Genomic DNA, 25,586 nt, shown 5'->3' with positions numbered 1-25,586 from the left:
TCAGCGGTTACGGAGTCATCTTCATAAGCTGCAAAAGTTACCTGCAAGAGTCAGAAGCTACTTTCAGCATCCCAAGATTGCCTACGCAGCTTAGTACAATGCACTCTCAATCATTGCCGGGTTAATAAGAACTTGTATCCTGCTTGTTTCAGGGTGAACGATTTGTACTTCTTGGCTTTCTTAAAGCCCGGTGGCTTAACTCCTTTCTTGTGGTGCTTAAAGAACAGTTGGTAGGCTTTCTCAATGCGTTGACAGATATCCTGTACCGCTTGAGAGCCGATTCGTTGCCAGTGAGATTTACGTTTTCTCAACTTGGCAATATGGCTTTGAAGTTTCGCGCAATTCAAATGCTTTTTCCACATCCGGTAGTACCGTTTATGGAGTGCAATACAGTGGTTATAGATATTTGCCGCAATGTTGATGTCTTGCTTCAAATACCGATTCCGCTTGTGTTGGTAAAGCTTGAATTTCAACGTCTTCATAACTACTATCTTCGCATACCTGAACAGCACTTAAAAGTGCAAAGCGTTACATCCCACCCATGAATGAGGTGGGCTTTACTTGCCACCCTGTAAAAAAACTAAAGCGATGATCCTTGTCGAGAATCATCGCTTTAACTTTTGAATCAACCAAACTTCAGTAAATTGATGCTAATCACTTGAGCTATAGCGTTCGCTTTCCATGAATCACTGTCACGATCGTCACTTCATCATCAGCCACCTGATAAAGAATGCGATAACTATAGACAATTTTTTCTCGCAGCAGTTCATCCCCGAATTCTGGGACAGTTCGCCCTGATAGCGGAAATTTTTCTAAACTGCGGGTTGTCTTGAGAATCTGATCGACAACTGAACTGGCATATGCCGGAGAATCTCTTGCAATGTATTCTGCGATCGCATCTACATCTGCGATCTGCAATGTATTCTGCGATCGCATCTACATCTGCGATCGCTTTCGGTGACCAAACTACTTGATAAGCCATTTATTTAAGTGCTGCTCAGCAAGCTCTTGAGAAACAGTCCCTTGAGTTTTTGCAGCTTCCAATCCTTGCTGAACTTTCGTTAAAACATAGAGATGGTACTGGATATCCTCCAACGTACAATCATCTGGAAGTTGAGTCAGGAGACTAGAAATCGTTTCTTTCGGAGTCGTCATAAAATTCAATCCAAAATTCAACAACCAAATTCATCTTAATCCACTCGTTCTAACTGCCACAAAATCTGATTTCCCTCGCGTCTGACTCGTGACACGACCCAATTTCGCCACACCCAATGATCCCCCCGGCTCGTCACAGCATTCGCATTAATATCCATCAAATCCGCCAGTTCAGAACTTGAAATCAAATACCCCTTACTGGCAATCTCATCTGCCATATGTAACATATCAACCAAATTCCGTAACTGTTCGACTCGCACTTCACGCGGAACAACCTCGATCGCATCGATTGAACTAGGAGTCTCAGACATCACAACCTCAGCAGCATTAGGGATAAGGGTCAAAGAAACCTGCAAATCAGGCATTTTCAACTGAGGCATCTTACCTTGAGAAAACGCTCTCGCAATCACATCACAGCGTTCATTCCCTGGATCACCGGAATGCCCCCGCACATAACGCCATTCCACTTTAGGGGAATCGAGTTCATCCAACTGTTCCCAGAGATCCTGATTCAGTACAGGCTTGCCCGCCGAAGTCTTCCACCCTTTCTTCTTCCAACCAGGTAGCCACTTCGTAATTCCATTTTTCACATACTCACTATCGGTATACAGAGCAATCACCTTCGACTGTCCAGAATCCTTAAAAAATTTCAATGCCGCGATCGCAGCTTGCATCTCCATCCGATTATTGGTCGTCTCTGGCGATCCTCCACCTAACTCCTGCACTGTACCATTCTCGAAGTAGACAACTACTCCCCAACCTCCTGCACCGGGATTGCCGGAACATGCGCCATCGGTGTAGATTTTCTGAATTAAGGGAGAAGTCATAGGTAGAATTCCAAAGCTAACCTAGACTACCGCATTGTTTCACAATTGACAGGGTGAAGGTGAGAACGTGTCCGCAGCATTCAATTTCTCGATCGTGCTAGAAACCGAAAATCTTGAGACGGCTGATTTAGCCGGATTATTGCGATCGCTTGCCAGTTTGGAAGCTCAAGATCCGCCTCCAACAGCCGCGAATGAAGTGCTGCTCATCGACAGTGGCGATATCCCCGAAACGCTTTTGGCTCAGTTGTGTCAGCAATATCCCTGGATCAAAGTGTGTCCTGCCCCACCCGGAACCGAATACTATCAAGCCAAAATGCTCGGTGCAGAACTCGCCACCGGAGAAATCATCGTCTATTACGACTCTGATTGCATCTATGCACCAGACTGGATGAGAAAAATATTGGATCCCTTCTCACAGCCAGAGATTCAAGTTGTTGCAGGTGAAACTACGACGAATGGAGTGGGAATCTATGGTACTGCAATGGCATTAGGATATATTTTTCCACAGTATTCAGGACGTACAGAATTAACGCCTGGAAAAAGCTATTTTCTCAACAATGTGGCATTTCGGCGCTCGTTTTTACTGAGCCATCCTATCCCCACAGATTTGCCCCTTTATCGCGGAAATTGTGCCGTTCATACCCATGAATTAGTTCAATCTGGTGTAACAATTTGGCAACAGCCATTAGCGCAAGTACTTCACTCTCCCCCGAATGGGTTAGATCATTTCTTTTGGCGATTTCTATTAATTGGGCACGACTATTATTGGCAGAAAAAACTAATTCCAACGGCGACAAATGCTGAGCCTACAATGTCTGGCATCAAAGGAAAACTGGAGATCTTTATCGACCGGATTCGGAAAATGCGCGATCGAGATATCCGGCATCTTGTCTTTCTTCCGCTCTCGCTCCCGGTTGTCTTAATCTCATCTTTTCTGATCTATATCGGATACTCGATCACAACACAAAGACCCCATTACTTACTCAAAAAATTCAATCAGCATTTAAACCTAAAATAGTGGCGATTTCTAGACACTAAAAACAAGTAGAAACAGGAATATAAAATGTATTCGGTATACATGCAAAGATCGCAAAAACAGGATGCAAAAACAGCTATTTTTTTAGTCAAAGGGTTCAAGTTTCTGCAATAATTCTCATCTATGGAAAAACGAGAATTGCGGACTTTCTAGAAATCGAAGAGAAAGCAGTCTCAGGGATAGCAGTTAGAGAAAGGCGAGGACGGCAGTTTGTATCCAGGCAACGACGAGATAGCTCAATCTTCAGTCTCCGGAGAACTCGATCGGATGGCTCCACTCGCCCGCAGACAATCTTTGCAGGCGCAAGCCTACCAAGCGTTGCGCGCTGCCATTTTATCGGGAGAGTTACCCTCTGGAACCCGGCTCGTCGAAACGCAACTTGCCAAACAACTCCAAGTCAGTCGCACTCCGATTCGAGAAGCCATTCGCCAACTTCAGCAAGAGAACCTCGTCACTAGTGATATCGCTGGCACGCTGCGAGTTGCGACCCTATCGATGCAGGATGCGGTTCAACTTTATACCTGCCGGATTGCTTTAGAGCAACTTTCCGTTGCAGGCGCGTGTGAAAATGCGACTTCTGAAGAATTAGACAACCTGCATCAATTAGTGCTGACTGCTGAACAAAGCGATCGCGAAAACTCCACCCATGCTCAACTGCTCGATTTAGACTATCAATTCCATCGCTCCATTGCCCGCAGTTCCAAAAATCTTTGGCTCGTCTCGCTGTTAGATCAAGTGTTTGACCAAATGGCATTGCTGAGAATTCAAACCCTACAAAAGAATCCCAAGGTGCTCGAAATCCGCAAAGAGCATCGCGAGATCTACACCGCGATCTCGTCTCGTTCTCCAGAACAAGCCACTCAAATGGTTGTGACTCATCTGAATGCAAGCCGCGATCGAGTTCTGCGCGAGATCGAGCGGATGCGTCAGAGTTCTTGAAAGCTCAAACTCGACGCATTTTATTCACACTGAGAAGAGTTGCGACTAATCAATCAATTTGGCTTGACCCGCATCACAACGAGCGTCATATCGTCGGTATTCTGATTCCCCATCCCGATAAACTGCTGCACACAATCAAACAAATACTTCAAAATCTGCTGCGGATCATCAAAATGCTGACAAGCCCACCGGAACGCGCTCGTCAGATTTTCCTCATCAAACCGATGACCATACTGATTCGCTGCATCCGTAAACCCATCGGTGTAGTAAATAATCGTATCTCCCGGATTTAACTGAATCTGAGCATCCTGAAACTGTGTCTCAATATCCAAGCCAATCAGCATTCCCATCGTATCGAGCCGCACAATGCGATCGCTGTCCGCTTGCCAGAGTAATGGTGGATTGTGGGCTGCATTGCTATAAGACAGCAGTCGAGTCTTTGGATCATATTCCGAATAAAACAGCGTGACAAACCGATTCGAGTTCTCCAAATCGGCATACATGACCTGATTCAAATGCTGCAAAATTCGAGCGGGAGAATGCCCGTTCAAGACTTCTGCTCTCAGCATTCCGCGCGTCATGGTCATAATCAGACCCGCTGGAACGCCTTTGCCCATCACATCCCCGATCGTGACGCTCCACTTTTCCTGAGAGTTATCAGGATTGGTCTTACGAGCCTCACCGTAGCTAGCTGGAATAAAGTCGTAATAATCGCCACCGACTCGATTTGCCGTTTTACAAAGCGCGGCGAGTTCAATCCCCTCGATCGCAGGACATTGACGCGGCAACAATCGCAATTGGATATCGGCTCCGATCTCTAATTCTCGATCGAGTCTTTCTTTCTTCTTCAATTCGACCGTCAGTTCATCGTTCTCGATCGCAACTGCCGTTTGATCCGCGACGAGTCGCACAAGTTTTTGTCTCGTCTCTGTCCAGGCGTAATCCGGTTCACGGCTAAAGACATAAAGCCGCCCCCGCTCCTGATTTCTCACCAGAATCCCGGTTCCAAAAATCTGAATTTCGCCGCCTAAGTGTCGCGTCAACTGATGATCTAACATCGCGACGACTTGGGACGATCGCGCTAAGGCTTCTCCAGGGGGCAATCCGGTCAAAGAAGCCGTCGTCTGGCGAGTTGCTGTCTCTAAGCCTTTGCGTAGCTCTTGACCCCATCTTGCATCCTGACAGTGGAGTCGTTCTAATTTCACTTGTCCATTCGGGCGGAACAAAACGAGCGCACCGCCGTCAGCATCAGTAACTCGACTTGCCATCAGCGGAATAAGTTCCAGAAATTGATTCAAATTGCTGAAGCTACGGAGGGCAAATCCAAGCGAACTCAGTAAGTCTTGAATTTTGTGCTGCTCCCGATTCAGGCGTGCCACCAGTTCCTTAAGGGCAAACACTGGTGTTACGTCAGCAGACCCTGAGTTATTGCGCTCAGGCGGTTGAGATGAAGGACGAGGAAGGGGCACAGCAGTCATTCGGGCGATTAAAGTGAACGAAGGGAACCAACACGATCGTTGATTGTGAAAACCAATCTTAGCGGACAGTGCTACATTTCGCTGCCCCCCTTTACAGAGTTTTGCGAGGTGCTGACCGCTTGAATCGATCTGCGTTTTGCGCGATTAGGAGAAAAGCTCATCTGATCGAACAAAACCGCGATCGGGGTTGTTGGCACTGATTATACACAGTTCCCTGTTTTACGACATGTTTACAGTCGATAACTTCCAGAAATTCAGCAAAGTTAGCAATTTAAAGCGGATTGAGCCGCATCCAAGAAAATTGGATAGGGGGATAGATAGGAAACAATCTAAGTTTGGGTTCTCCCCCCTCCCTACTCCGCGAGCCGCAGAACTACCCGCTGATCAAAGCCTCGACAAACTCATAGCTTGAAAAAGGTCGTAAATCCTCAATCCCTTCTCCCGCCCCAATAAATCGAATGGGCAATCCCAACTGTTCCACCACGGCTAAGGCAATCCCGCCCTTCGCTGTTCCATCCAGTTTCGTCAACACGACTCCACTTAACTGGGCTGCCTGCGCGAAAACTTCTGCTTGTCTCAGCCCATTCTGTCCCAGGGTCGCATCCAAGACGAGTAGTGATTCCACTTTCGCGCCTGCTGCCTTCTTGTCAATAATTCGACGTACCTTACTCAACTCATCCATCAGATTCTTCTTGTTCTGAAGTCGTCCGGCTGTATCAATCAATAGCAGTTCTGTTCCCCGCGCCTGCGCTGCACTAATGGCATCAAACACAACCGCTGCCGGATCAGTATTCTGTCCAGGATTCGAGATCACCTCTACATTACTTCTCTGTCCCCAGACTTTTACCTGTTCGACTGCTGCCGCTCGGAACGTATCCGCTGCTCCAATTAAGCACTTGTAGCCCGATTTGCTGGCAATGTGAGCGAGTTTTCCGATCGTGGTCGTCTTCCCTGCGCCATTGACCCCAGTCATTAACCAGATATTGAACGTATCTTTCTCGGGGGCGAAGAAAGCAGAGTGCGATCCCTGCAAGGGTTGATCTAACAAGTCTCTAAGAATTTGTTTGAGATACGCGATCGCTTGATCGGGCGGTAATGCATCCTGCCTCAATTTCGCTTGCAGGGCTGAAATAATTTTGTCAGTAGCCTCAACGCCTGCATCGGCTTGCAGAAGCAGCGATTCAATTTCAAAAACTGCATCTTCATTCAGGGGGCCTTGACCAACGATCGCTTTGAGTTGATTAACCAAACTCCGCCGCGTCTTATCCAACCCTTGCCGGAGCCGCTTCAGCCAGGTAATTTCTTCGATCGAGACATCTTCTGCGCGCCGTCCCATCGCAGAAAGCACTTCTGCCGACCAGAGGAAGCCTTCATCGATTACAAACTCAGGCGGAATTTCGGGCGCGGTTTGAGTCGCAACAGGCTGTGGTTCGGGTTCAACTTCCTCGATCGCATTGGCTCTTAGTCGTTCTAACCGAGCTTGTCGATCGGCTTCGGCAGCTTGTGCCCAGAATGGGACTGCTGCGGGTTGGGGTTCTGCTTCCGGTTGAACGGCTTCAACTTCCGTCTCTTCTACGACATCTACTTCCGGTTGAACAGCTTCAACTTCTGTCTCTTCTGAAACAGGTTCTACTTCCGGTTGAACGGCTTCTGCAACGGGTGCTTCATCGAATTGCTCAATTGTTTCCGATTCGGCTGATGGGATCGTGTCTTCAGCAAGTTGTTCGATAACTTCGGTTTCAACGGATTCAACTGAAGTTTCGCCAAGTTGTTCGATAACTTCGGTTTCAGCTTGCTCGATCGAGTCAGAAACTTCGACAGGCTCAGATTTTTCAGCCGTCGCCGCCTCAGCTTGGGCTTTTTCTTGTTGCTTGCGGCGGAAATTTTCGACGATCGCTCTTGCATTGGCAATCCGGGCATCTTCTTCTGAAGTGTCACTTTGGGCTTCTGATTCAGAAGGCTCCGCAGTTGGAGTTGGTTCAACGGGAGCAGATTCGGGTTGCTGCTGTTCTTCTTCTTTTTTGTTGAATCGATTGAACCAATTAAAAGCCATGTCCAAATTCCCAGATTGCTAGATCTAAATTTAGCGGAAATCAGCCACTCACGTGTGTCTCACTGCCATGAATCGCGTCAGTTACTTTCCGCAGAATTCCATTAATAAACTTATGTCCATCCTCGTTGCTGTAACGTTTGGCAAGTTCGACGGCTTCATTAATTGCCACTCGATTTGGCACTCCCAAAAACATCATTTCAGTGGTGGCGATCCGTAATAAGTCTCGATCGAGTGTGGCTAAGCGATCCAAATTCCAATCCACTAAAATGTCATTCAGCAACTTATCGACTGTTTCTCGCTCAGCGTGGAAGCGGGTAATAATTTCCATCGTGTAGGCTCGAACCTCAGTCTGATTTGCCAGTTGAATAAATTCAGGCAGTTCGATCGCACCTCCGAGTCGGTTGATCGCTGTTTGAGCCAGGGTGATCGCTTCTTGCACCATTGCCCGAGCGCTATCGATATTGCCAGCCCGAGTTTGGCTATTGAGCAATTGGCTATCGCCTCGTTGTAATTCTGCTGCCGCCGTTTCTAAGTTGTCGCGCGCTTCTTCTGCAAGGGTACGAACGGATTCGACAACAAGTTCTTGAATTCTCTGACTGTTAATTTTCTTTGGATCAGAAGAGATCTGACTCAAGCTTAAAAGTGCGAGTTCACGGGCAATGCGACGGGCTTGCATGGCAGGCATTAATGAAATTGGCTCACGTATCTTAGCGCAAGTAGGTCTCTTGCTGTAGCCATTTGAGGAGTTGAGCGATCGATTAAGTTGAATTGCGTTATGTGCCCTGTTCCTCATGCTGGGCTGCTTTCGGCTCGATTTCTCGATTGTGTTCAATATTACGTTCATACCATTGCATTAAAGGCGTTGACGTGACCCCATGTAATAAAACAGAAATGACGATCGTCCAAAAGGTAATCCAAGCAATTTGCTCGCCATCTTCCCCTTTCAAGCCATTGCCAAATGCATAAGCGAGATAGTAAATCGATCCCACTCCGCGAATGCCGAACCAACCGTAGAGCCAGCGCGTTGCCGGATTGACATTTAAACCGATCGTACTGATCCAAGCCCCAATCGGTCGAATCACGAAAATCAAGCTCAATGCAATCACAAATGCATCTCCTGCAAAGGCAAACATCGGCTGAAATCGCAGCATCGATCCCAGCAATAAAATCGTGCCAATTTCTGCTAACTTCTCTAAGCGCTCAATAAAGTGAAGTTGATTTCTTGTATATTCAGAATTCCGTCTTCTCCGCATTGCCATTCCAGCGACAAAGACGGCAAGAAATCCATACCCATTCACCACTTCGGTTACAGCATAAGCAATAAAGATTGTGCTGAGTGCAACGAAATCTTCCATCAAATCATCTGGAGTCCGAAACGGTTCTAAGCGTTTATCAACGAGTTTGATTCCCTTCGCAATCACAAAGCCGACGGCTAATCCTGCTGCAATCGCCCAAATCACATCGACTAAAACCCATTCCCGAAACCAGTTTTGCCAATTGCCTTTTTCTATCCAATGAATCCCAAAATAAACAAATGGAAAAGCTAATGCATCATTTAACCCACCTTCTGAAGTAATCCCAAACCGCAATTCATCACGATCGCGAGAGTCATAAAGCTGAACTTCAGACGCTAAAACGGGATCAGTCGGCGCTAAAATTGCCCCTAAAAGAATCGATAATCCCCAATCTAATTTCAGAATAAAGTGCGCGATCGCGGCAACTGAAAAAATGGTAATCGGCATCAATAAACCAATCAGCCGAGTCGTCGATCGCCATGCAAAGAAACGCATGGGTCGATTCATTTTCAACCCGCAACTAAACAGCGAAATTAAAACAACCAGTTCTGCAACTCGCTCTAAAAACTCTGCCTCTGGGCGAACCTGAATCAGATTAAATCCATACGGACTCAGCACAATGCCAACGATTAAATAAATCAGCGCATAAGATAGAGGCAACCGCGCGATCCAACCTGATCCCAAAGTTACGATTAACAACAAAACTCCAATCACTAAGAGATCGAGAATATAGACATTCACAAGTTCATCCCCAGTTCGCATTTATGCTCACTGTACTTGTGTTTTAAGCTAGACCTATTGATCTGATGATAGATCCCGTCTCTCCCTCAAGGCTTACGAATGTATCCCCATTTTTCATTTAATTGCACTCGCGCTAAGCCTTCTTTAAAATCTCCTGCTTCATCAAATTGAGGCGCGATCGCAATTTTGCCCGTTGTGTCGATATAGCCCCACTTCTCTTTAATTTTCACGGGCGCTAATCCATCTGAAAAACTTCCAGCAAATTGATATTGAGGTGCGATCGCAAACTTGCCAGATTTCTGAATATAGCCCCATCGATCATTCTGTTCAACGAGTGCTAACCCATTCGAGAAATCAGACGCAAATTGATATTGAGGCGCGATCGCAATTTTCCCACTCGTATCGACAAATCCCCATTGACTTCCGACGCGCACCCGACCCATCGAATCCGAAAAATTGAACGCGCCATCAAACTGAGGTTGCACAACAAATTGCCCAGTTTGGTTGATATAGCCCCATTTTTGACCAATTTTGGCAGCAGCAAGTCCATGAGAAAACTGCCAAGCATCATCGAATTTCGGCGCGATCGCAGTTCGACCCAACACATTTATATAGCCATATTTCTCGCCCTTCTTTACCGCCGCTAATCCGTTAGAAAAGCCCGAAGTCAGTTGATACTGAGGCGCGATCGCAACTTCTCCAGTCGGTTTGATAAATCCGTAAAGCCGTCCCATCTGCACGACTGCAAATCCTTCTCGAAATCGCGTCACCCGTTCAAATTTCGGCGGAATTGCCACTTCTCCGCGACGATTCAGAAATCCATATTGCTCCCCTAATTTCACCACCGCTAAGCCTTCCGAAAAGGGCGAATACGCTTCAAACTCTTGTTTCGGCGTAACACTGACGCGTCCCGAACGGTCGATATAGCGAAATTCCCGCCCCAATTGCACCAGCGCGGTTCCCTCAGCAAAATCAGTTGCAGTGTCAAATTGATGATCGATCTCGAAGAGATCACTGGCGATCGCACGTTGTTCGATCTGTATATTCGGCGGATGGCTACACGCAGTAACCGTTCCAAATCCTAAAGTCGCAAGCAATAAAAAACGCAGCATCATGACCCAGAACCGTCATAGATTCTCCTAAGTGTATCGACCCCACAGATTTTGGCAACACTGGTGATTGCATTCCATTGGACCGTTCATCTGACAAACAGGAATTTTAAGTTGCGCGGCTGTAATTACAGTCAAAGCAGCTTCAATTGCTATGACACGGAAAAAACTCAAGTCATCTCAACTGCGGACTTTAGCCTGTACGATCGCAGCTCTATCCCTCATCTACTGGTTTGCGCATCAACGCGGAATCCTTCCTTTCGTCTACCTACTGCCCCCGATCACCTGCCCAGCCGATGCAACCCTACATACCCCGCCACAAACCTTTCTGAACGCCAATCAGTCAATTTTAGACATCCTGCCTAAAAATTTTGATCGTTCCAAAACATCGATCTTGATTGAAAAGTCAAATCATCGCCTAACGCTGTATTACGACCAAAAACCGATCAAATCTTACTCAGTCGTATTTGGCGATCCCCAAGGGGACAAGCGACGCGAAGGCGATCGCAAAACCCCCGAAGGAATCTTGCGAATTCAGGATAAATATCCCCATCCAGATTGGTCAAAATTCTTATGGTTGGACTACCCCAATGCTCAATCTCAATGCAAACATCAGCGATCCAAACAGCGAGGAGAAATCCCCGCATTTAGCGCGATTGGAGGTGAAGTCGGAATTCATGGCGTACCGATAGGGCAAGATGCCCTGATCGAAACCCGTACTAATTGGACGTTAGGCTGCCCTGCTCTGAAAAACAAAGACATTGATGAAATCTATAACATCGTCCAAGTTGGCGCGATCGTCGAAATTCTTCCCTAAATCCGAGGACGTTGAACCGCTGCCATTCTCGACATTGAAGCCGTTGCTGGTTTACGAGGCAATTGCCCATTATTCTGATGCACCGGAGGCGCGTTCAAAATCTCCAAATTCAACCGATACCCCACATTCCGCACCGTCTGAATCAAATTCGGTTGCCTCGGATCAATCTCCACCTTCTTACGCAAAGACAGGACGTGAGTATCCACAGTTCGAGGATTATCAATCTCATCAGGCCAAGCTCGTTGCAGCAGATCTGCCCGACTCAAAGCGGTTCCGCCTGCCTGAGCCAGCACATAGAGCAAACTAAACTCCTGTGGGGTCAACTCAATCAACTCACCCTTAAATCGCACCCGCCGATGCACCAGATCAATTTTCAGATCCCCGAAATCGAGATTGACCGGAGGAGCCGCCGTCCGCTGTCGTCGCAACAACGCCTCCACTCGCGCCAAAAACTCCTGCATCCCGAACGGCTTCGTCAGATAATCATCTGCCCCTGATCGCAACCCTGCGACAATATCAGATTCAGTTGTCCGGGCAGACAGCATCAGAATCAGCGCCGTCTGCTGCTGACTCAACCAGCGACAAAACTCCAACCCATCGCCACTGGGCATCTCAGAATCAAGGATCATGAGATTGGGCTGCCGCACCAGAAACATCTCACGCGCTTGGTGCAAATCAGCCGATTGGTGGACTTGGTAGCCCGCCTGCTGAAGATGCCATCCTAGCAGCGATCGAAGGTGCGGATTTCCTTCAACGATTTGTATATTAATGGCTCCCACGGGGGCAACTTGACCTCAAAATGCTTGAGTTAAGGGTATCAAAGCTTCTTAGTTTTGATTTGTAACGGGTGCTACCCATATGTACTCCGCCTACACAACGTTCCGTATCGGAGTATGTCTTTCTATAGAATTTCGATACAAACCGAGAGAATAGCGAGTGTAATGTTAAGCTAAAGTCATAGCTCAGTGAGTGGAATGCCAAACGGCATCTGTTGTTTTCGCGTCATCGCATATGCTTCAAGATTCTTTGACGATTCGCTATTATCAACGCCTCTCCGACGCTCTCGTCGAACTCTGGAACCGGGGCTATCGTTACGATGACCTGCGTCTCTACTTAGACGGGTACTTGTCCGCGCTCCGACATGCTAGCGTGCTAGAGCCGTACCAGATCAATCGTCTGGAAGAGGAGATTACTCGCTACATCTATGATCCGTCGAATTTCGACATGGTGATGCCAGAGCCAGACTACCGATAGAAATGGGAAAAGGGGTGCGTGTGCGCCCCTTTTTGATTTGGTTGGTCAGTCGCAGAGGTGAAAGTAGGGAGTAGGGAGTAAGAATCAATCTTCCCCCATCTCCCCACTCCCCACCTCATTACGAGGCAAGTGCAACTTCTACAAGCTGCTGCAATTCGCCACTCTGGTACATCTCAATCATGATGTCCGAACCGCCAATAAATTCCCCATTCACATACACTTGGGGAATCGTTGGCCAGTTCGAGAACTCTTTCACGCCTTGACGGACTTCAGGGTCTTCTAGCACGTCTACGGTCGTGTAGGGGACACCCAGCGTATTGAGAATTTGCACAACGTTATTAGAAAAGCCGCACATTGGCATGAGTTTGCTGCCTTTCATGAAAACGACAATTTTGTCGCTATCGACGATCGATTTGATGCGGTTTGAGGTAGTCATAAGTAAGTTCAAGGGGTAAGAGAGTTAGTTTTTGGTTGCCCATTCTTCGGGCGTGAACGTATTCAGTGAGAGAGCATGAATGGCTTCGGTGGAGAGTGCCTGTTGAACCGCACCATACACAAGCTGATGCTGTTGAACGCGACGCTTCCCAGCAAAGGCTGAGGAGACGACTGTCACCTCGAAATGCTCCCCATCAGGACTGTTTGCCTGCACTTGGGCATCCGGCAATCCTGCTTTGATCATTGCCTCAACCTGATCCGGGCTAATCATTGGGGTTCCTCGATGTAATCGTTTCGCGAATTTTCCTGATTCTTAGTCTAACGAGCTTTGCGCCACTGCTGGATCGCTTTCTGTGCCTCAGCGTAAACTTGAGGTCGATCTTTTGGAACGAGTTGAGCGGCTGAAATCGCTTGTTGAAACTCTTTCTGCTCTGCTCGTTTGCGCGCAATTTCTAGAATATTGCGACTCCATCGATCGATGTCTTGTTGCGCTTCAGCATAGAGGGGATCATTCGGTGGGATTGCGCGCGCCCGATCAATCGCGCGACTTGCATCTGATGCTAGCGTGGGTTTGATTAACGATCGGGCTTCATTCAAGATCTTTCCAGAATCAGGACTCGGTGATGCCACAGCTTGAGGCGCAGGAGAAGGTTGAGTATTCGCCGTTTGCTGCCCGCCCATAAACGCCGACCAGTTGCGGAACAGCACGCCAAGCAGCAACACTAATAAGAGCGCACTCCCTCCAAACAACAACCGTTCCCAAAACATTTGATCGGGGGCATCCGACTCTTCGGGCACTGGAGAAGCCGCAGGTGAAAGTTCTTCAGTCTGTTCTGATTCAGGCAGAGTCAAATCTGCTTGGATCGGCTCGTATTCGTATTCACTAGGGTTCAGCGCAAAACTGTCGGGAATTTCAGTTGCAGTCGCTCCCATCACAGTCGGCTGGAAGCCATAGTTGGAACTCGCCTCACTTTCTAAGGCATTGAGATATAAATCACCTTCTACAGAAAATGGATTAGTCGTTGCAGGAACCCAAGATTCGGTTTCAGACCAGTTGACTGGCATGATCACTTGATAAAGCTGCTCTGGATCAGACACAACCAGAATTGGATCTTGACGCGGGCGATCGTTGTGATCACAAAGCTCAGGCAATCTCAGTTTCAAAAAGTCTTCTAACGTCGCTAAGGTTGAGCATTGATGCGATCGCAATCCTTCGAGCAATGTCTGAGTAAACAGACCATGATTTAACGCAGGCGCTTCGTGAGAAAACTGTTCAGGACGACAGGATAAGAACGTCGGAATCCCTGCCTCGCGTGCCAATGCAACCGTTTGAGTCCCAACTTTCTCATGAGAACCGGAAGCGGCTCGATTGATATCGAGTAAAACGAGAATTTTTTGAGTGGGCAAAGTTTTCAAAGTTTGAAACAGCGATCGCACTGAGAACCCTGTTTCTTTAATTCGGGAAACATCTCCATCAATGGGTAATAAATAATCTTCTCCATCGACACAAATTCCGTATCCGCTGAAAAAGCACCAAAGCGAATCTTCTGGCTGAAGCTTATCTTTTAGACTCGTTGTCCAGTACTGCAAATTCTCATGCGTGGGATGAGTGGAGTGGTCAGCAAAATCTGGAGATGTATCCGTAATCAACAGACATTGTTCCGGTGAAAACCCTGCATCACCAACTAAGCTTTCACAGAGAAATTGAGCATCCGACTGGGCAAAATGAAGAGGTTGAAGGAACTGGTAGTGATTTATCCCAACGGCGATCGCCCAAAAATTGCTCATTCCAACACCTCATCTGTAATTGAAGACTATATATGAACCGCTTGCGCTACCACATCATAGAAAAAAATTGCTTTTCTGCAACAAAGAACTAACATGAATCCCAACTCCCTTGATTTCGATTGCTTTGTTCGTTTTGTCACTCTTTGTCCTATGAAACTTCGTAATTCTTTGCTTGTAGGCTTTTTCACCTTTGGGTGCGGTGTCACAGCTTGGGGAATTGATATGGTGCTAGCTCCAACTCCCGCACAGGCTTATACCGCACGGATTGATGTCACGCTTGATCGTGCCTCCAATGAACCCTATGAAGCGATCGTGCGGCGCGCAGAAAATGTGGCGCGAGCAGCGATTCAAAGAGGATTCGATCAAGATTTGCTTGCTAATGAGGTTTCGGTAGTCGTCGTCGGGCGCAACGGCGGTATGGCATCACCTGTGGTGTCGGTTTGGGTGACGCGATCGCAGTGGCAAACTCGTCCTGATGCAAAGCGCTGGGCAACCTATTACCGCGGATCTAAAGCGTTGTTAGGGTTCTAGATCGTTATCCATCAAAAATTTCCTGAGTGTTTGAGTTGCTTTTCGACAGGGAACTCTTTCAGAATATTTTGTTTCGTTGCCCCCATGAAGCACTCTTACACTCAGCATTTTTTCGATGCTAAACCTCTAGCTCGCTCTGAAATGATGGGAGCCTAGAGTCATGAAGATTTCTCGTAAGTTCTCAAGCTCCTCGATCGTAATTACAACCGTGATGGCTGTGGTGTTGGTCGGTGGACAATATTGGGTGCGCCAAGCACAAGAAGATATCTTTGAGAAGCGGCAGAAATTGAGCGATGGATTAGAAGAAGTTCATCAAATGCGCGCAAATCTCAAAGGGCAAATCAGTCAACTCAAAGATGTCGTTTTACTTGATAGCCAAGACTCAGATTTAAAGCGAGAACAGCAGAAATTTTTCAAAGAGATCGGCGAATTTGAGAGGGCTTTCGGCTCAAGCCCTGAAGTTGATCAAATCAGAACTCAATTCAAATTATTAAAGAATCTCAGTGCTAAAACACTGCAAGAGCCTGATGCAAAGATAGAACGTGTTCGGACAGATTTCAGAACAATTCGCGAGTCTGAGAACGCAATTAGCGCTGACTTAGATAAGATTCTCAAAAAATTTCTGCAAGAAGATACGGAACGTCGCAAAGAATTAGGTCGATTAAAACGAATCGATCAAGTTGTCACTTATGCAGCCCTAGCACTGATTCTTCTCGTATTAGGAGCACAATATTGGCTGATTTTGATGCCTGTCATTCGTTCGATCAAACAACTGCAATTTGGTGCATCCGAACTCGCAAAAGGCAATCTCAACTATCGATTGAATTTTAGAACAGGCGATGAAATTGAGCATCTAGCCAACGAATTCGACCATATGGCAGATCGGCTGCAAGACTCTTATGCTGCTTTGCTCGATCGCAGCAGAGAAGTGACTGTCACCAATCAGAAATTAGAAACTGAGATCACAGAGCGGAGCATCATCGAAATGGATCTGAGAGAATCTGAAGCACATTTGCGACAACAAGCACTCGATTTAGAAGCAACGATTCAAGAATTACAGCAAACTCAATTACAACTGGTTCAAAGCGAAAAGATGTCCAGTTTAGGACAACTTGTTGCGGGGATTGCACACGAGATTAATAATCCTATCAACTTCATTCATGGCAATGTAAAGTATGCAGAAGGTTATGTCAAAGATCTCGTTGAACTTGTAGAGATATGCCGGGAGAAATGCCCTGAAATCACGTCTGAATTTGAGAATAGCCGAGACATTGACTTGGATTTTGTTCAGCAGGATCTCAACAAAATCATGTCCTCTATGAGATTTGGAACAGAGCGAATTCGACAGATTGTCCTATCGTTAAAAACCTTCTCTCGCATGGATGAAGCTGAATTCAAGAAAGTCAATATTCACGCTGGGATTGAGAGTACTTTGCTGATTTTGCAGCATCGATTAGAGAAGCACAAGTGCGAACCCATTCAAATTATTAAAGACTATGATGATCTGCCTTTGATTGAGTGTTACGCCGGGCAACTGAATCAGGTCTTTATGAACGTGATTGCAAATGCAATCGACGCACTCGAAGACAAAATTATACCGAATCCTCAGATCAAAATTCGGACTTCTGTTCTCCATTCTAGATGGGTTGAAATTACCATTTCTGACAATGGGTGTGGCATTCCTGAACATGCGCGATCGCGGATCTTTGACCCATTCTTCACCACGAAACCTGTGGGTCGAGGCACTGGCATGGGAATGTCGATTAGCTATCAAATCATTAATCAGAAACACGGTGGCAAGTTAGATTACGTCTCAACTTTGGGAGAAGGCACAGAATTTATCATTCAAATTCCGATTCAGCAGACTGTCCCGATTGCGTCCTAATCCTTAGAAGCTTAGAACAGATGAGATCGATAAAGAGGCAGGGAACTCTAAGGAGCACATAGAAGCACATAAGAGTCTGCCGAAGCAAGGAGAATTTGATGAAATCGAAGGTGCAACTGGTCAGTCACAGCTTGATCTTGACTGGCGCTTTGACATTGGGCATTTTGGCAGTAGGCATTGGGCGATCGCTCTCTTCTTTCCAAAAAGACGACTCTACAATGGGCGGAGGTTCGATCTCATCAAATACTGCAAATCCGATGCAGATTTCTCAAGCAAAAACGATTCGTCCCAGTTCTGGATTCAATCGAGAGCAGATTGATTACTTTATGGAAGTCGCCATCGGGTCAGAATACAACCAAGAATCGATTCCCAAAATTCGCAAATGGAGCGGCAATATCCGCATTCAAGTACTAGGGAAACCGACCCAAGCCGATCTTAGAACTCTAGAAACCGTGATCAGCGAGTTGAACACCCTAGCAAATGGCGCAATCCGCCTGCAATTCGTCGATCGCAGTCCCAACATCAGGATGCATTTTGCGCCAGAAACGCAGTTCAGGCAGCTTGAGCCTGCCTATGTTCCAGTCAATTTCGGCTTCTTCGTCACCCGTTGGAATCACCGCGGCATCATCAATTCCGCCAATATCTTGATCACCACGACAGGTGTCACCCAGCAAGAGCGATCGCATCTCATCCGAGAAGAATTAACTCAATCGCTTGGGTTAATGCGCGATTCTTACCGCTATGCCAACAGCATGTTCTATCAGCCTTGGACAGATATCACTCGCTTCTCAGAAATCGATAAAGCCGTGATCCGGATGCTGTACATGCCCGAACTGAAGCCAGGCATGACTAAGGCAGAAGTTTTGAATGTCTTGAATGCAGCCCAGGCACGATCGCGCTAGAGTTTCCGCAATTCCACAGGACAACCGCTGAATTCATCCCCTAGCTGCGAGATTAACGATTCCGAAATTGCCGCAAAGAGTACAAATCTACGCGCTTTCTCTGTTGCATCTTGTTACAAACACTTTCCGAAATGTGCGTTTTCGTTCACATTGAGGAACTATAACCCTGAGATAAGGAGTTTCAAACATGCCTTTATCCGATACTCAAGTTCTGGTCGCACTCGTCATTGCTCTCATTCCGGGAGTTTTGGCGTTCCGGTTATCAACCGAGCTTTATAAGTAAGGTCTAACCCCATCGCTGGAAACTTGCCCCGATGCCAATTCGCAAATATGAGAAAAGAAAGCTGTAAATTCAGTGCTTCATTTCTTAATTCAGCGAGTAGACTATTTAGGCAAGTTTCCAGCCTGAAAGGGATTCCCCCAGACAGGTTGGATTAGAAAACTGCTCAATAAAGTGCACGAAAATGGTTGGCAGTTTTGCCCCATTTTCCGGGTTGTTACCCACGCTTAGTTCACTCGTACGCCTTGATTTTGGGTTCCAGATTTGTAATCTTGGGTTAGCTCTACCGCCAGTAAATCAATTCTTTGACCTACTGAGGGTTCGATCTTCTTCGTAATTCATGACGCGAAGAACATCTATCAGGCTTCAACATTGCTCACACGTCACACCGTTTTGAGTGAACTCTGATCCGTGCTTGAGTCGTTTCCGATGCTGTCCCGTCATATGAATCCATGAACGCACTTCCTCTACCACAGCCGCCTGAATCCCAAAAACCTCGCCGCTCACGCGCTCAGCAACCGCTCCGCCGTCAAGTGCGTTCTCGGGTGCTCGCTGCCGAAGCTCTGATTAAACTTAGTGTTAATGCTTTAATTTCTACTGCTGCGATCGCAGCCCTAACGCAGCTTATTCCTTATGGGGTCACCCAACAGGCAAAACTGAAAGAAATACAGACCGAAGTAAAAACAGCAGATACGCGAGTCAGTCGCCTCAAAGCTGCCTTTAATCGTAATTTTGATCCTCATCAAGCTTCTAAGGTTGCCCAAGAGCAAGCCAATGTGATGCCGCCGGATTCACGGATGGTGGTTCTGGGTGATGTTGAGCCACCGGCACAAACAGCACAAGCAACTCCGGCTCAAAATCCCTGAATGACGCTCTATAGCGTTCCTGTTTGATTTGTAAAATCTTGCAACTTGAGGGCAAGGAGAAATTGCTCTCCTATTCCCCAATTTCGCAACCGATTTAGGACTACCTAGAACTGTTTAGGACGACTCTAGTTTGAGCAAGCCGCCGAGATGACAACCATTTCGGCGGTTTTTGCGTGAAAAAATCGCACCCTCCGTTCAGGATGCGATTCGTTGGGATAGGGCTTTCTAAATCTTCACTTCAGCCTCAGAAGTCGTCGGTTCTACCGTATGAGTGAATGTGATGCCTTCAGGATGGGTAGAAAGGGCAAATGAGGACTCGCGATGCCATAGAGAAATCCCTGAAAATTCCCATTCGGGTTCAAAGATTGGAGTCGCCAGCGGACAGGCTTTCCATCCGCTTCGCACTGCAACATTAAGCTGGTCACAGTGCCCGCCACGCCGTCCTTCGGGTGAATAAAATCGGCAGTGGCGACAAGTTGAGGTGAAGGCATCGTTACTTTTCATTGTTTCGGACGAGTGATTACTATTGTGAAAGAATGCCTCGGATTTCTTAACAAAATCTTCAGTTTTATTCTTGATGGAAACGAGTAAGCAACATTAAGTGAAATAAGTTAACCAATCTCAATTAATTTAATTTTGTGAGATTAGCCGCGACCGAGCGCGAGATCGCTAAGAAGACGCACTTTCTGGTTCTTATTGTGAATTAAATTCAGAGTGCAGTTCGTCTAAAGAAATCCCTAAAATCGTTGATACAACTTGGTTCCAGAGATTAGTTTTGAGAAACGCCTTTCATATTGTCTTTATATTTTGGGGATCGCTCGGCAGTTATCAGAAAAAAATTCTTAAATCTCAAAGAAACCCATTTTGTTTCACGAAAAACGCTTTGGGGATCAGAGAGAATGCAGAAAAAACCCTTTTATACAGATTTAGATGTCTCAAGAATTATGAGAATCTAAAGACAATTTTTTGATTCAAACCTATTTTAATTTCTCAAAAAACGGATGATCTAAGTGTCACCCTTGAAGTCAATTTAAACTTCTAAAAAGAGGAGGAATTTCGCTTCAGTATTTGGACGGTATACAAAATAAAAAAAGTATGAGATCAGGCATTCCTCGCTGCACAGAGGCTACAGACCGTCCAACGCTCAAGTTCACCGGGCGGAGTTGGACTCTTGCAGTTCGGGCAAAGAGGTAAGTGTTGCGATCGACTCTGGATCAAAGATGACCAACGTTCAAATGCGGTACGGCTGTCATGTAAGAGCGTCAACTGGGTGACGGCTTGAGAAGCCACAGGCAATCGGCTGGGATGATTTTGCCAGAGATCGCCTTCGATCACAGGCTGGTTCTGTTGAGATCTCCATTGCACAGTTGAGAAGCGGATGTCGCTCAGATCAATGGCAAAGCGATCGCGAATTTGCTTCAAGATGCTGAGTCGTTTGAAGACTAGGGTTTGTGTCCAGACGGGGCTGGAAGTCGCGACTTCTAGGATGTTGCGCTGAATCGCAATGGGTTGAGCTTGGGCTGCGAGATCTGCACCAATCAAATCTATCCAGTGTTCGAGAATTCGCCGAAGCTGCTGGCGTTCTGCCGAATGATAGTGTGGCTCGATCGCACTCAAAATGGATTGAAGTTCTTGAAACGACATAGTACTGACCGCAAGCTTTAGATCTATTGTGACTTGCAAAGCAAGATTTTTGCGTCGAATTGAAAACTCTGAACTACACTGAAATCTCAGATTTTCCAGTTCCCGGTGTTCACGATTTTTCACGGCTTTCAATCGAGGAGTCTATCCCTTATGCGTCCTGATCGAGCAACCTCAAAGAGTGCCCCCAGTGCCAAGTTACAAGAGGCTTTAGGCTGTTTGGATCTCCGTCTCGAAGATGAATTGACCCGCTATCGACGACAACGGGCTGGTTTAAGCGTTTCCCCAATCGTGCTCCGTCCAAAGCAGCCCGCGAAAAAACCACTGGATTTAATGTCATTCGGCAGTACTCCCCCAGCAGAAACACCAACGCTGACCGAGCCACCGAAAGCAATCTCATTTGATTTAGGAGTTGCAGCGATGCATGAGCTTGCAACTGAAGAAGGGGATGCAAGCGAGAGTGCCGACAGTGCAATGATTCCCTATGCCGCAGAAACCGCAGGCGAATCGCTCTATGACATAGCCGCAGAAGCGTCAACTCCGCCCGACGACTACTTAGAGTCCTCTGAGCATTTGCTCAAAAGCTTGAAGCGAGAAGAAGCGAAAGTCGAAGTTGAACGAGGCTTTCTACAGAGCTTATCAACGCCTTTCGGCGTTGGCTCAATGCTGACGCTGTTAGTATCAAGCGCGATGTTAGGTTACGTGATTATGAATCCTGCGATCGTCAGTGGACTCTGGCAAAATCTGAGCACTCAGGAAGTTGCTGAAACGACCAGTGAATCGAATTCGAGCGAGTCTCCAACCGGATTAACCGAGAATTCACCCAGACTCGATCGTGATGAATTCTCGGAATTAGGACTCGACAGTCTGTCTACCTTGCGAACTAAACCGACACCAATTCCCACAGTCGCTGCTTCTCCTACTCCGACTCCAACTCCCGGCGCACCAGCTGCCTTAGTTGCCCCAACGCCAAGCACATCACCATCACCCACTGCTGCTGCTCAATCTGCAGTCTCAGCAGGCTCCTCAGTGCTATTGCCATCTGTCAGCGTCAGCAAATCGCCCGCAACGACTGCTCCTGAAAATAACGCCTATCAATATAAAGTTGAGGCTCCATTCACAGGTGATCAATCTTTAGCCGCAGCTCGTCAAGTTGTCCCGGATGCGTTTGTCCGTCCTGATGGCAAGATTCAGCTTGCAGCATTCGGCGACCAGGCTGAAGCACAACGTAAAGCTCAAGAACTGAAAAATCTTGGTCTTGCAGCAGAAGTCAAACCCTAAGAAGAGCCACGGCTCGGTAACGTGCGGTAGGATTGAGTGAAGTGAAAAGAGGGGTTTACCCCTTCATCATTCTGCGGAGATGCTGCTATGGGATTGTTTGACCGAATTTGGCGCGTGATTCGTGCAAATCTAAATGACCTGGTTGGCAAGATGGAAGATCCAGAGAAAATTCTGGAGCAGACCGTTTTGGACATGCAGAATGACCTAATTCAGCTTCGCCAAGCTGTCGCACAAGCGATCGCGACTCAAAAACGCACCGAACGCCAAGCGTCTCAAGCTCGCACGAATTCAGAGGAATGGTATCGTCGCGCCCAGTTAGCGCTGCAAAAAGGCGATGAGAATTTGGCACGAGAAGCATTAGCACGACGAAAAAGTTACGTAGAAACGGCAAGTGCAATGGAAGCGCAGTTAAGCCAGCAAGGCGCGATCGTCACTCAGCTGAAGCAGAACATGATGAAGCTTGAGAGCAAGATTTCAGAAGCGAAGACGAAGAAAGATATGTACATTGCGCGCGCGCGATCGGCAAAAGCGTCTGAGCAATTAAATGAAATGCTGAATCGAGTCGGCACGGGTAGCGCTATGAATGCATTTGAGCGGATGGAAGATAAAGTCTTACAGCTCGAAGCGCGATCGGAAGCAATGGCAGAATTAAGTGGAGATAGCTTGGAGAAGCGGTTTGAGGCATTAGGTCAAGGTGACGAAATCGATGCTGAACTCGCCGCAATGAAAGGTCAGATCAATCAGGGGGCATTGCCGCAGAGCCAGCCAGTTGATCCGGAGTTAGAGAAATTGCGATCGGAGATTCGGCGATCCATGTAGAAATTTAGGTCGATTTAGAGATCAGCGATCGTGGGAATGCTAAAGAGGCATACGTTAATCGATCCTGATCATGAGTTCTGCCAATTCGAGAGAAGAAGAGTTGCGTCGGCGTGAAAAAGAGCTTGAAGAACGCGAACTAGCCATGCGACTGCGTGAGCTTGAAGCAGAAGTGAATCAGCCCCCATTCCATAAAACCGTTAAACATCAGCCCCCAGAAACGCGATTTCAGCGCTGGAAACGCAATGCGATTAAGATTGCCAGTTTTGTTGGCATCGTCATCGGCGTGATTGCAGCGATTCGGATTGCAAGTGCTTTGGCGACTATCTTCATTGTGGTTGCGATCGCGTTTGCGCTCTACAAAGTTTTTATCGAAGGGCAAAAGTTCTAATGCGAATTGAAACAACGAATTTTCTCGACGATCTCGATCGAGTGGCGCAGAATCGAGCTGCGATGGCAGATGAGATCAGCGCGATCGCGGCGACATTGCAACAGGTTGAGACTGAAAGTGCAGGCGCGTCTGGTCAGTTAGGGCTAGAACGCGAGATCGAAGATTTGACAAATGCAGGGGAGATTCTGAAAGCAGGTGTATTTCGCCTGTTAGTCCTCGGAGATATGAAACGTGGGAAAAGTACGTTTCTCAATGCGTTACTGGGTGAGAACTTATTGCCTAGTGATGTGAATCCTTGCACAGCTTTGCTAACCGTGCTGAAATACGGGACTGAAAAGCGCGTGACGATTCATTTTAATGATGGTAAGTCGCCGTTGCAAACCGATTTCAGAACGTTTAAGGAGCAATATACGATCGCTCCCGAAGAAGCAAAAACATTAGAACAAAACAATCAGCAAGCTTTTCCAGATATTAGTCACGCAGTCGTTGAGTATCCTTTAGCGTTACTTGAGAAAGGCGTTGAAATTGTTGATAGTCCCGGATTGAATGATACTGAAGCCCGGAATGAACTCTCACTCGGCTACATTCACAACTGTCATGCAATTTTGTTTGTGATGAGATCGACGCAGCCTTGCACCCTTGGAGAACGTCGATATCTGGAGAATTACATTAAAGATCGCGGATTGTCTGTCTTCTTCTTGATCAATGCTTGGGATCAGGTGAAAGAGAGTTTGATTGATCCAGATGATGCTGAAGAGTTGGCGCAGGCTGAATCGAAATTGAGACGAGTTTTTCGATCGAACTTAGCCGAGTATTGCAACATTGATGGTTATGATCTCTATAATGAGCGGCTGTTTGAAATCTCTGCAATTCAAGCATTGAGACGACGCATCAAAAATCCGGATGCCAATCTAGATGGCACTGGATTCCCTGAATTTCTCGCAGCGTTGAATACGTTCTTGACGCAGGAACGGGCTGTTTCTGAGATGAGAAAAGCAAGAACTTTGGCGCGGCAAGCTCAGCATCGAGTGCAAGAATCGATCGACTTGCGGATTCCGTTATTAGACCAAGATCTTCAAGAATTGAAGCAACGCATTGATTCGGTAGAACCGGAGTTTCAGAAGCTTTCAGAGATTCGCGATCGCTTTCGAGATGAGATTCGCCAGTTAGAAGATAAAAAGGCACGAGCGATCGCGGATTCGTTTCGGACGTATCTCATGGGCATGGAAGCGACCTTTGAACAGGATTTTCTCAAATATCAGCCGAATGAGCTGCAGTTTTTTGATTTCTTTAGTGAGTCGAAGCGAGAGCGCTTTAATGCCAAGTCTCAGCAAGGTTTTCAGCAGTATCTGAATGATAAGTGTGCAGCTTGGGCATTAACAGCAGATCAAGAACTGAAAGCTGCATTCTCTGAATTGTCTCAGCGCGCTGAACAACACGGAGCAAGCTATAGCGAAGTGACAGCACAAATTAGTGAAAAGATGACTGGGATTCAAGCTCGATTGCACTCTAGTGAGAAAGAAGAGAGCGCACCCAGTTGGGCAAAATGGGCGATGGGATTGTTCTCGTTGTCGCGCGGAAATTTGGCAGGAGCAGCACTAGCGATTAGTGGATTTGATTTTGGAACCGTGACGCTGAATTTAGTGGCGACGGTTGGCGTTGCGTTTTTGTTTGGCTCGATTTTAGGCCCATTTGGAGTCTTGCTTGCGGGTCTTGCGATCGGAGCATTTCAAGCCGATGATGCGCGCCAACGATTTGCGAAAGCGGTGAAAAAAGAATTAGTGCATTATTTACCGAGCGTTGCTCAGGAGCAATGGCAACCGATTTATCATTCGGTGCAGGAATGTTTCGAGGCGTATGAAGATGGAATTATTCAGCGGATTGACGATGATATTCAATCGAGAAAATCCGAACTGGATAATTTGGTTCAACAGAAAGAATCGCGGCAGATTGATCGAGATGTGGAAGTAGATCGATTGATGAAGGTACGATCACAGATTGATCAACACTGCGATCGGGTGGAATCAATTTATCGATCGTTGTTGGGATAGAGAAAGTTTCGACTT

Annotated in this window: 28 protein-coding genes; 13 read left to right on the top strand and 15 right to left on the bottom strand. The window is 46.9% G+C overall.

The genetic code is table 11. The features are described 5' to 3' along the window. Positions 1-110: 110 nt before the first annotated feature. The 4 genes from J0L70_RS29660 to rnhA form a co-directional block, all read right to left on the bottom strand. Positions 111-482 carry a hypothetical protein gene (locus J0L70_RS29660; protein ID WP_287456966.1) on the bottom strand — a complete coding sequence of 124 codons (372 nt, stop codon included), beginning with the start codon at positions 480-482 and terminating at the stop codon, positions 111-113. A 181-nt stretch (positions 483-663) separates the two neighbouring features. Next, the gene (locus J0L70_RS29655) at positions 664-936 is read right to left on the bottom strand and encodes a type II toxin-antitoxin system RelE/ParE family toxin (RefSeq protein WP_287456965.1); all 273 of its coding nucleotides are present in this window, start codon (positions 934-936) and stop codon (positions 664-666) included. Between the two features lie 30 nt (positions 937-966). Further along, positions 967-1,155 carry a hypothetical protein gene (locus J0L70_RS29650; RefSeq protein ID WP_268243197.1) on the bottom strand — a complete coding sequence of 63 codons (189 nt, stop codon included), beginning with the start codon at positions 1,153-1,155 and terminating at the stop codon, positions 967-969. A 35-nt stretch (positions 1,156-1,190) separates the two neighbouring features. Then, positions 1,191-1,982 (bottom strand): ribonuclease HI, encoded by a 792-nt coding sequence (gene rnhA, locus J0L70_RS32165; RefSeq protein ID WP_017289197.1) that lies wholly within the window; start codon positions 1,980-1,982, stop codon positions 1,191-1,193. Between the two features lie 67 nt (positions 1,983-2,049). Between rnhA and J0L70_RS29640 the strand changes: the two genes are divergently transcribed. Both J0L70_RS29640 and J0L70_RS29635 read left to right on the top strand, forming a co-directional pair. Beyond that, entirely contained in the window at positions 2,050-3,000 is a 951-nt protein-coding gene (locus J0L70_RS29640) for a glycosyltransferase family 2 protein (protein ID WP_287456964.1), read from the top strand. 285 nt (positions 3,001-3,285) lie between these two features. Continuing rightward, positions 3,286-3,957 (top strand): GntR family transcriptional regulator, encoded by a 672-nt coding sequence (locus J0L70_RS29635; RefSeq protein ID WP_287456963.1) that lies wholly within the window; start codon positions 3,286-3,288, stop codon positions 3,955-3,957. Between the two features lie 53 nt (positions 3,958-4,010). On the opposite strand, the gene J0L70_RS29630 is transcribed toward J0L70_RS29635, so the two are convergent. The 5 genes from J0L70_RS29630 to J0L70_RS29610 form a co-directional block, all read right to left on the bottom strand. Then, positions 4,011-5,435, bottom strand: a complete 1,425-nt coding sequence (locus J0L70_RS29630) for a PP2C family protein-serine/threonine phosphatase (RefSeq protein ID WP_017289194.1) — start codon at positions 5,433-5,435, stop codon at positions 4,011-4,013. A 373-nt stretch (positions 5,436-5,808) separates the two neighbouring features. Next, the gene (ftsY, locus tag J0L70_RS29625) at positions 5,809-7,488 is read right to left on the bottom strand and encodes a signal recognition particle-docking protein FtsY (protein ID WP_287456961.1); all 1,680 of its coding nucleotides are present in this window, start codon (positions 7,486-7,488) and stop codon (positions 5,809-5,811) included. A 40-nt stretch (positions 7,489-7,528) separates the two neighbouring features. After that, on the bottom strand, positions 7,529-8,164 hold the full coding sequence (nusB, locus tag J0L70_RS29620) for a transcription antitermination factor NusB (RefSeq protein ID WP_036046192.1): 636 nt from the start codon (positions 8,162-8,164) through the stop codon (positions 7,529-7,531). A 97-nt stretch (positions 8,165-8,261) separates the two neighbouring features. Then, positions 8,262-9,545: a cation:proton antiporter gene (locus tag J0L70_RS29615; protein ID WP_017289190.1), complete on the bottom strand. Its 1,284-nt coding sequence runs from the start codon at positions 9,543-9,545 to the stop codon at positions 8,262-8,264. A 65-nt stretch (positions 9,546-9,610) separates the two neighbouring features. Continuing rightward, positions 9,611-10,639 (bottom strand): WG repeat-containing protein, encoded by a 1,029-nt coding sequence (locus J0L70_RS29610; protein WP_287456960.1) that lies wholly within the window; start codon positions 10,637-10,639, stop codon positions 9,611-9,613. 148 nt (positions 10,640-10,787) lie between these two features. Between J0L70_RS29610 and J0L70_RS29605 the strand changes: the two genes are divergently transcribed. Next, positions 10,788-11,450, top strand: coding sequence for a L,D-transpeptidase family protein (locus J0L70_RS29605; RefSeq protein ID WP_287456958.1), 663 nt, complete (start codon positions 10,788-10,790; stop codon positions 11,448-11,450). Here the strand turns inward: J0L70_RS29605 and J0L70_RS29600 are convergent. After that, positions 11,447-12,229: a response regulator transcription factor gene (locus tag J0L70_RS29600; RefSeq protein WP_017289188.1), complete on the bottom strand. Its 783-nt coding sequence runs from the start codon at positions 12,227-12,229 to the stop codon at positions 11,447-11,449. The genes J0L70_RS29605 and J0L70_RS29600 overlap by 4 nt on opposite strands. A 232-nt stretch (positions 12,230-12,461) precedes the next feature. Here J0L70_RS29600 and J0L70_RS29595 point away from each other — a divergent pair, with 232 nt between their 5' ends. Next, positions 12,462-12,704, top strand: a complete 243-nt coding sequence (locus J0L70_RS29595; protein ID WP_017289187.1) for a DUF6761 family protein — start codon at positions 12,462-12,464, stop codon at positions 12,702-12,704. Positions 12,705-12,822: 118 nt separating this feature from the next. Here J0L70_RS29595 and grxD read toward each other — a convergent pair whose 3' ends face one another. From grxD to J0L70_RS29580, 3 genes are read right to left on the bottom strand one after another with little or no spacing between them, the layout of a single operon-like run. Then, a complete protein-coding gene (gene grxD / locus J0L70_RS29590; RefSeq protein WP_017289186.1) occupies positions 12,823-13,140 on the bottom strand; it encodes a Grx4 family monothiol glutaredoxin in 318 nt (105 codons plus the stop codon). 24 nt (positions 13,141-13,164) lie between these two features. After that, on the bottom strand, positions 13,165-13,410 hold the full coding sequence (locus tag J0L70_RS29585) for a BolA family protein (protein ID WP_017289185.1): 246 nt from the start codon (positions 13,408-13,410) through the stop codon (positions 13,165-13,167). Positions 13,411-13,457: 47 nt separating this feature from the next. After that, entirely contained in the window at positions 13,458-14,927 is a 1,470-nt protein-coding gene (locus J0L70_RS29580; protein WP_017289184.1) for a caspase family protein, read from the bottom strand. A gap of 150 nt (positions 14,928-15,077) precedes the next feature. Here J0L70_RS29580 and J0L70_RS29575 point away from each other — a divergent pair, with 150 nt between their 5' ends. The 5 genes from J0L70_RS29575 to J0L70_RS29555 all read left to right on the top strand — a co-directional run bounded on the left by J0L70_RS29575 (position 15,078) and on the right by J0L70_RS29555 (position 19,391). Continuing rightward, on the top strand, positions 15,078-15,458 hold the full coding sequence (locus tag J0L70_RS29575) for a hypothetical protein (RefSeq protein WP_036046185.1): 381 nt from the start codon (positions 15,078-15,080) through the stop codon (positions 15,456-15,458). A gap of 160 nt (positions 15,459-15,618) precedes the next feature. Then, entirely contained in the window at positions 15,619-17,343 is a 1,725-nt protein-coding gene (locus J0L70_RS29570; RefSeq protein ID WP_287456955.1) for a sensor histidine kinase, read from the top strand. A 98-nt stretch (positions 17,344-17,441) separates the two neighbouring features. Further along, entirely contained in the window at positions 17,442-18,245 is an 804-nt protein-coding gene (locus tag J0L70_RS29565) for a DUF2927 domain-containing protein (protein WP_287456954.1), read from the top strand. Positions 18,246-18,432: 187 nt separating this feature from the next. Further along, complete coding sequence (gene psaM / locus J0L70_RS29560; protein ID WP_071596177.1) at positions 18,433-18,528, top strand: photosystem I reaction center subunit XII; 96 nt, start codon at positions 18,433-18,435, stop codon at positions 18,526-18,528. 449 nt (positions 18,529-18,977) lie between these two features. Beyond that, a complete protein-coding gene (locus J0L70_RS29555) occupies positions 18,978-19,391 on the top strand; it encodes a slr1601 family putative cell division protein (RefSeq protein WP_287456952.1) in 414 nt (137 codons plus the stop codon). A gap of 225 nt (positions 19,392-19,616) precedes the next feature. On the opposite strand, the gene J0L70_RS29550 is transcribed toward J0L70_RS29555, so the two are convergent. After that, a complete protein-coding gene (locus J0L70_RS29550; protein ID WP_287456951.1) occupies positions 19,617-19,895 on the bottom strand; it encodes a hypothetical protein in 279 nt (92 codons plus the stop codon). Between the two features lie 597 nt (positions 19,896-20,492). Continuing rightward, complete coding sequence (locus J0L70_RS29545; RefSeq protein ID WP_287456949.1) at positions 20,493-21,035, bottom strand: DciA family protein; 543 nt, start codon at positions 21,033-21,035, stop codon at positions 20,493-20,495. Between the two features lie 150 nt (positions 21,036-21,185). Between J0L70_RS29545 and J0L70_RS29540 the strand changes: the two genes are divergently transcribed. The 4 genes from J0L70_RS29540 (at position 21,186) to J0L70_RS29525 (ending at position 25,571) form a co-directional block, all read left to right on the top strand. Beyond that, a complete protein-coding gene (locus tag J0L70_RS29540; protein WP_287456948.1) occupies positions 21,186-22,313 on the top strand; it encodes a hypothetical protein in 1,128 nt (375 codons plus the stop codon). Between the two features lie 87 nt (positions 22,314-22,400). After that, on the top strand, positions 22,401-23,132 hold the full coding sequence (locus J0L70_RS29535) for a PspA/IM30 family protein (RefSeq protein WP_017289177.1): 732 nt from the start codon (positions 22,401-22,403) through the stop codon (positions 23,130-23,132). 70 nt (positions 23,133-23,202) lie between these two features. Beyond that, positions 23,203-23,520: a hypothetical protein gene (locus J0L70_RS29530; protein WP_017289176.1), complete on the top strand. Its 318-nt coding sequence runs from the start codon at positions 23,203-23,205 to the stop codon at positions 23,518-23,520. After that, the gene (locus J0L70_RS29525; protein WP_287456947.1) at positions 23,520-25,571 is read left to right on the top strand and encodes a dynamin family protein; all 2,052 of its coding nucleotides are present in this window, start codon (positions 23,520-23,522) and stop codon (positions 25,569-25,571) included. Before J0L70_RS29530 ends, J0L70_RS29525 begins: the two co-directional genes overlap by 1 nt. Positions 25,572-25,586: the final 15 nt, after the last annotated feature.

Source organism: Leptolyngbya sp. UWPOB_LEPTO1 (assembly GCF_017302695.1).
GTDB classification, from domain to species: domain Bacteria; phylum Cyanobacteriota; class Cyanobacteriia; order Leptolyngbyales; family Leptolyngbyaceae; genus Leptolyngbya; species Leptolyngbya boryana.
This window is presented reverse-complemented; position numbering and strand designations above follow the sequence as displayed.

Coding starts and splice junctions, on each gene's coding strand:
- J0L70_RS29660 (WP_287456966.1), bottom strand. CDS start 482: ATGAAGACGTTGAAATTCAAGCTTTACCAACACAAGCGGAATCGGTAT.
- J0L70_RS29655 (WP_287456965.1), bottom strand. CDS start 936: ATGCGATCGCAGAATACATTGCAGATCGCAGATGTAGATGCGATCGCA.
- J0L70_RS29650 (WP_268243197.1), bottom strand. CDS start 1,155: ATGACGACTCCGAAAGAAACGATTTCTAGTCTCCTGACTCAACTTCCA.
- rnhA (WP_017289197.1), bottom strand. CDS start 1,982: ATGACTTCTCCCTTAATTCAGAAAATCTACACCGATGGCGCATGTTCC.
- J0L70_RS29635 (WP_287456963.1), top strand. CDS start 3,286: ATGGCTCCACTCGCCCGCAGACAATCTTTGCAGGCGCAAGCCTACCAA.
- J0L70_RS29630 (WP_017289194.1), bottom strand. CDS start 5,435: ATGACTGCTGTGCCCCTTCCTCGTCCTTCATCTCAACCGCCTGAGCGC.
- ftsY (WP_287456961.1), bottom strand. CDS start 7,488: ATGGCTTTTAATTGGTTCAATCGATTCAACAAAAAAGAAGAAGAACAG.
- nusB (WP_036046192.1), bottom strand. CDS start 8,164: ATGCAAGCCCGTCGCATTGCCCGTGAACTCGCACTTTTAAGCTTGAGT.
- J0L70_RS29615 (WP_017289190.1), bottom strand. CDS start 9,545: ATGCGAACTGGGGATGAACTTGTGAATGTCTATATTCTCGATCTCTTA.
- J0L70_RS29610 (WP_287456960.1), bottom strand. CDS start 10,639: ATGATGCTGCGTTTTTTATTGCTTGCGACTTTAGGATTTGGAACGGTT.
- J0L70_RS29605 (WP_287456958.1), top strand. CDS start 10,788: ATGACACGGAAAAAACTCAAGTCATCTCAACTGCGGACTTTAGCCTGT.
- J0L70_RS29595 (WP_017289187.1), top strand. CDS start 12,462: ATGCTTCAAGATTCTTTGACGATTCGCTATTATCAACGCCTCTCCGAC.
- grxD (WP_017289186.1), bottom strand. CDS start 13,140: ATGACTACCTCAAACCGCATCAAATCGATCGTCGATAGCGACAAAATT.
- J0L70_RS29585 (WP_017289185.1), bottom strand. CDS start 13,410: ATGATTAGCCCGGATCAGGTTGAGGCAATGATCAAAGCAGGATTGCCG.
- J0L70_RS29580 (WP_017289184.1), bottom strand. CDS start 14,927: ATGAGCAATTTTTGGGCGATCGCCGTTGGGATAAATCACTACCAGTTC.
- J0L70_RS29575 (WP_036046185.1), top strand. CDS start 15,078: ATGAAACTTCGTAATTCTTTGCTTGTAGGCTTTTTCACCTTTGGGTGC.
- J0L70_RS29570 (WP_287456955.1), top strand. CDS start 15,619: ATGAAGATTTCTCGTAAGTTCTCAAGCTCCTCGATCGTAATTACAACC.
- J0L70_RS29565 (WP_287456954.1), top strand. CDS start 17,442: ATGAAATCGAAGGTGCAACTGGTCAGTCACAGCTTGATCTTGACTGGC.
- psaM (WP_071596177.1), top strand. CDS start 18,433: ATGCCTTTATCCGATACTCAAGTTCTGGTCGCACTCGTCATTGCTCTC.
- J0L70_RS29555 (WP_287456952.1), top strand. CDS start 18,978: ATGAACGCACTTCCTCTACCACAGCCGCCTGAATCCCAAAAACCTCGC.
- J0L70_RS29550 (WP_287456951.1), bottom strand. CDS start 19,895: ATGAAAAGTAACGATGCCTTCACCTCAACTTGTCGCCACTGCCGATTT.
- J0L70_RS29545 (WP_287456949.1), bottom strand. CDS start 21,035: ATGTCGTTTCAAGAACTTCAATCCATTTTGAGTGCGATCGAGCCACAC.
- J0L70_RS29540 (WP_287456948.1), top strand. CDS start 21,186: ATGCGTCCTGATCGAGCAACCTCAAAGAGTGCCCCCAGTGCCAAGTTA.
- J0L70_RS29535 (WP_017289177.1), top strand. CDS start 22,401: ATGGGATTGTTTGACCGAATTTGGCGCGTGATTCGTGCAAATCTAAAT.
- J0L70_RS29530 (WP_017289176.1), top strand. CDS start 23,203: ATGAGTTCTGCCAATTCGAGAGAAGAAGAGTTGCGTCGGCGTGAAAAA.
- J0L70_RS29525 (WP_287456947.1), top strand. CDS start 23,520: ATGCGAATTGAAACAACGAATTTTCTCGACGATCTCGATCGAGTGGCG.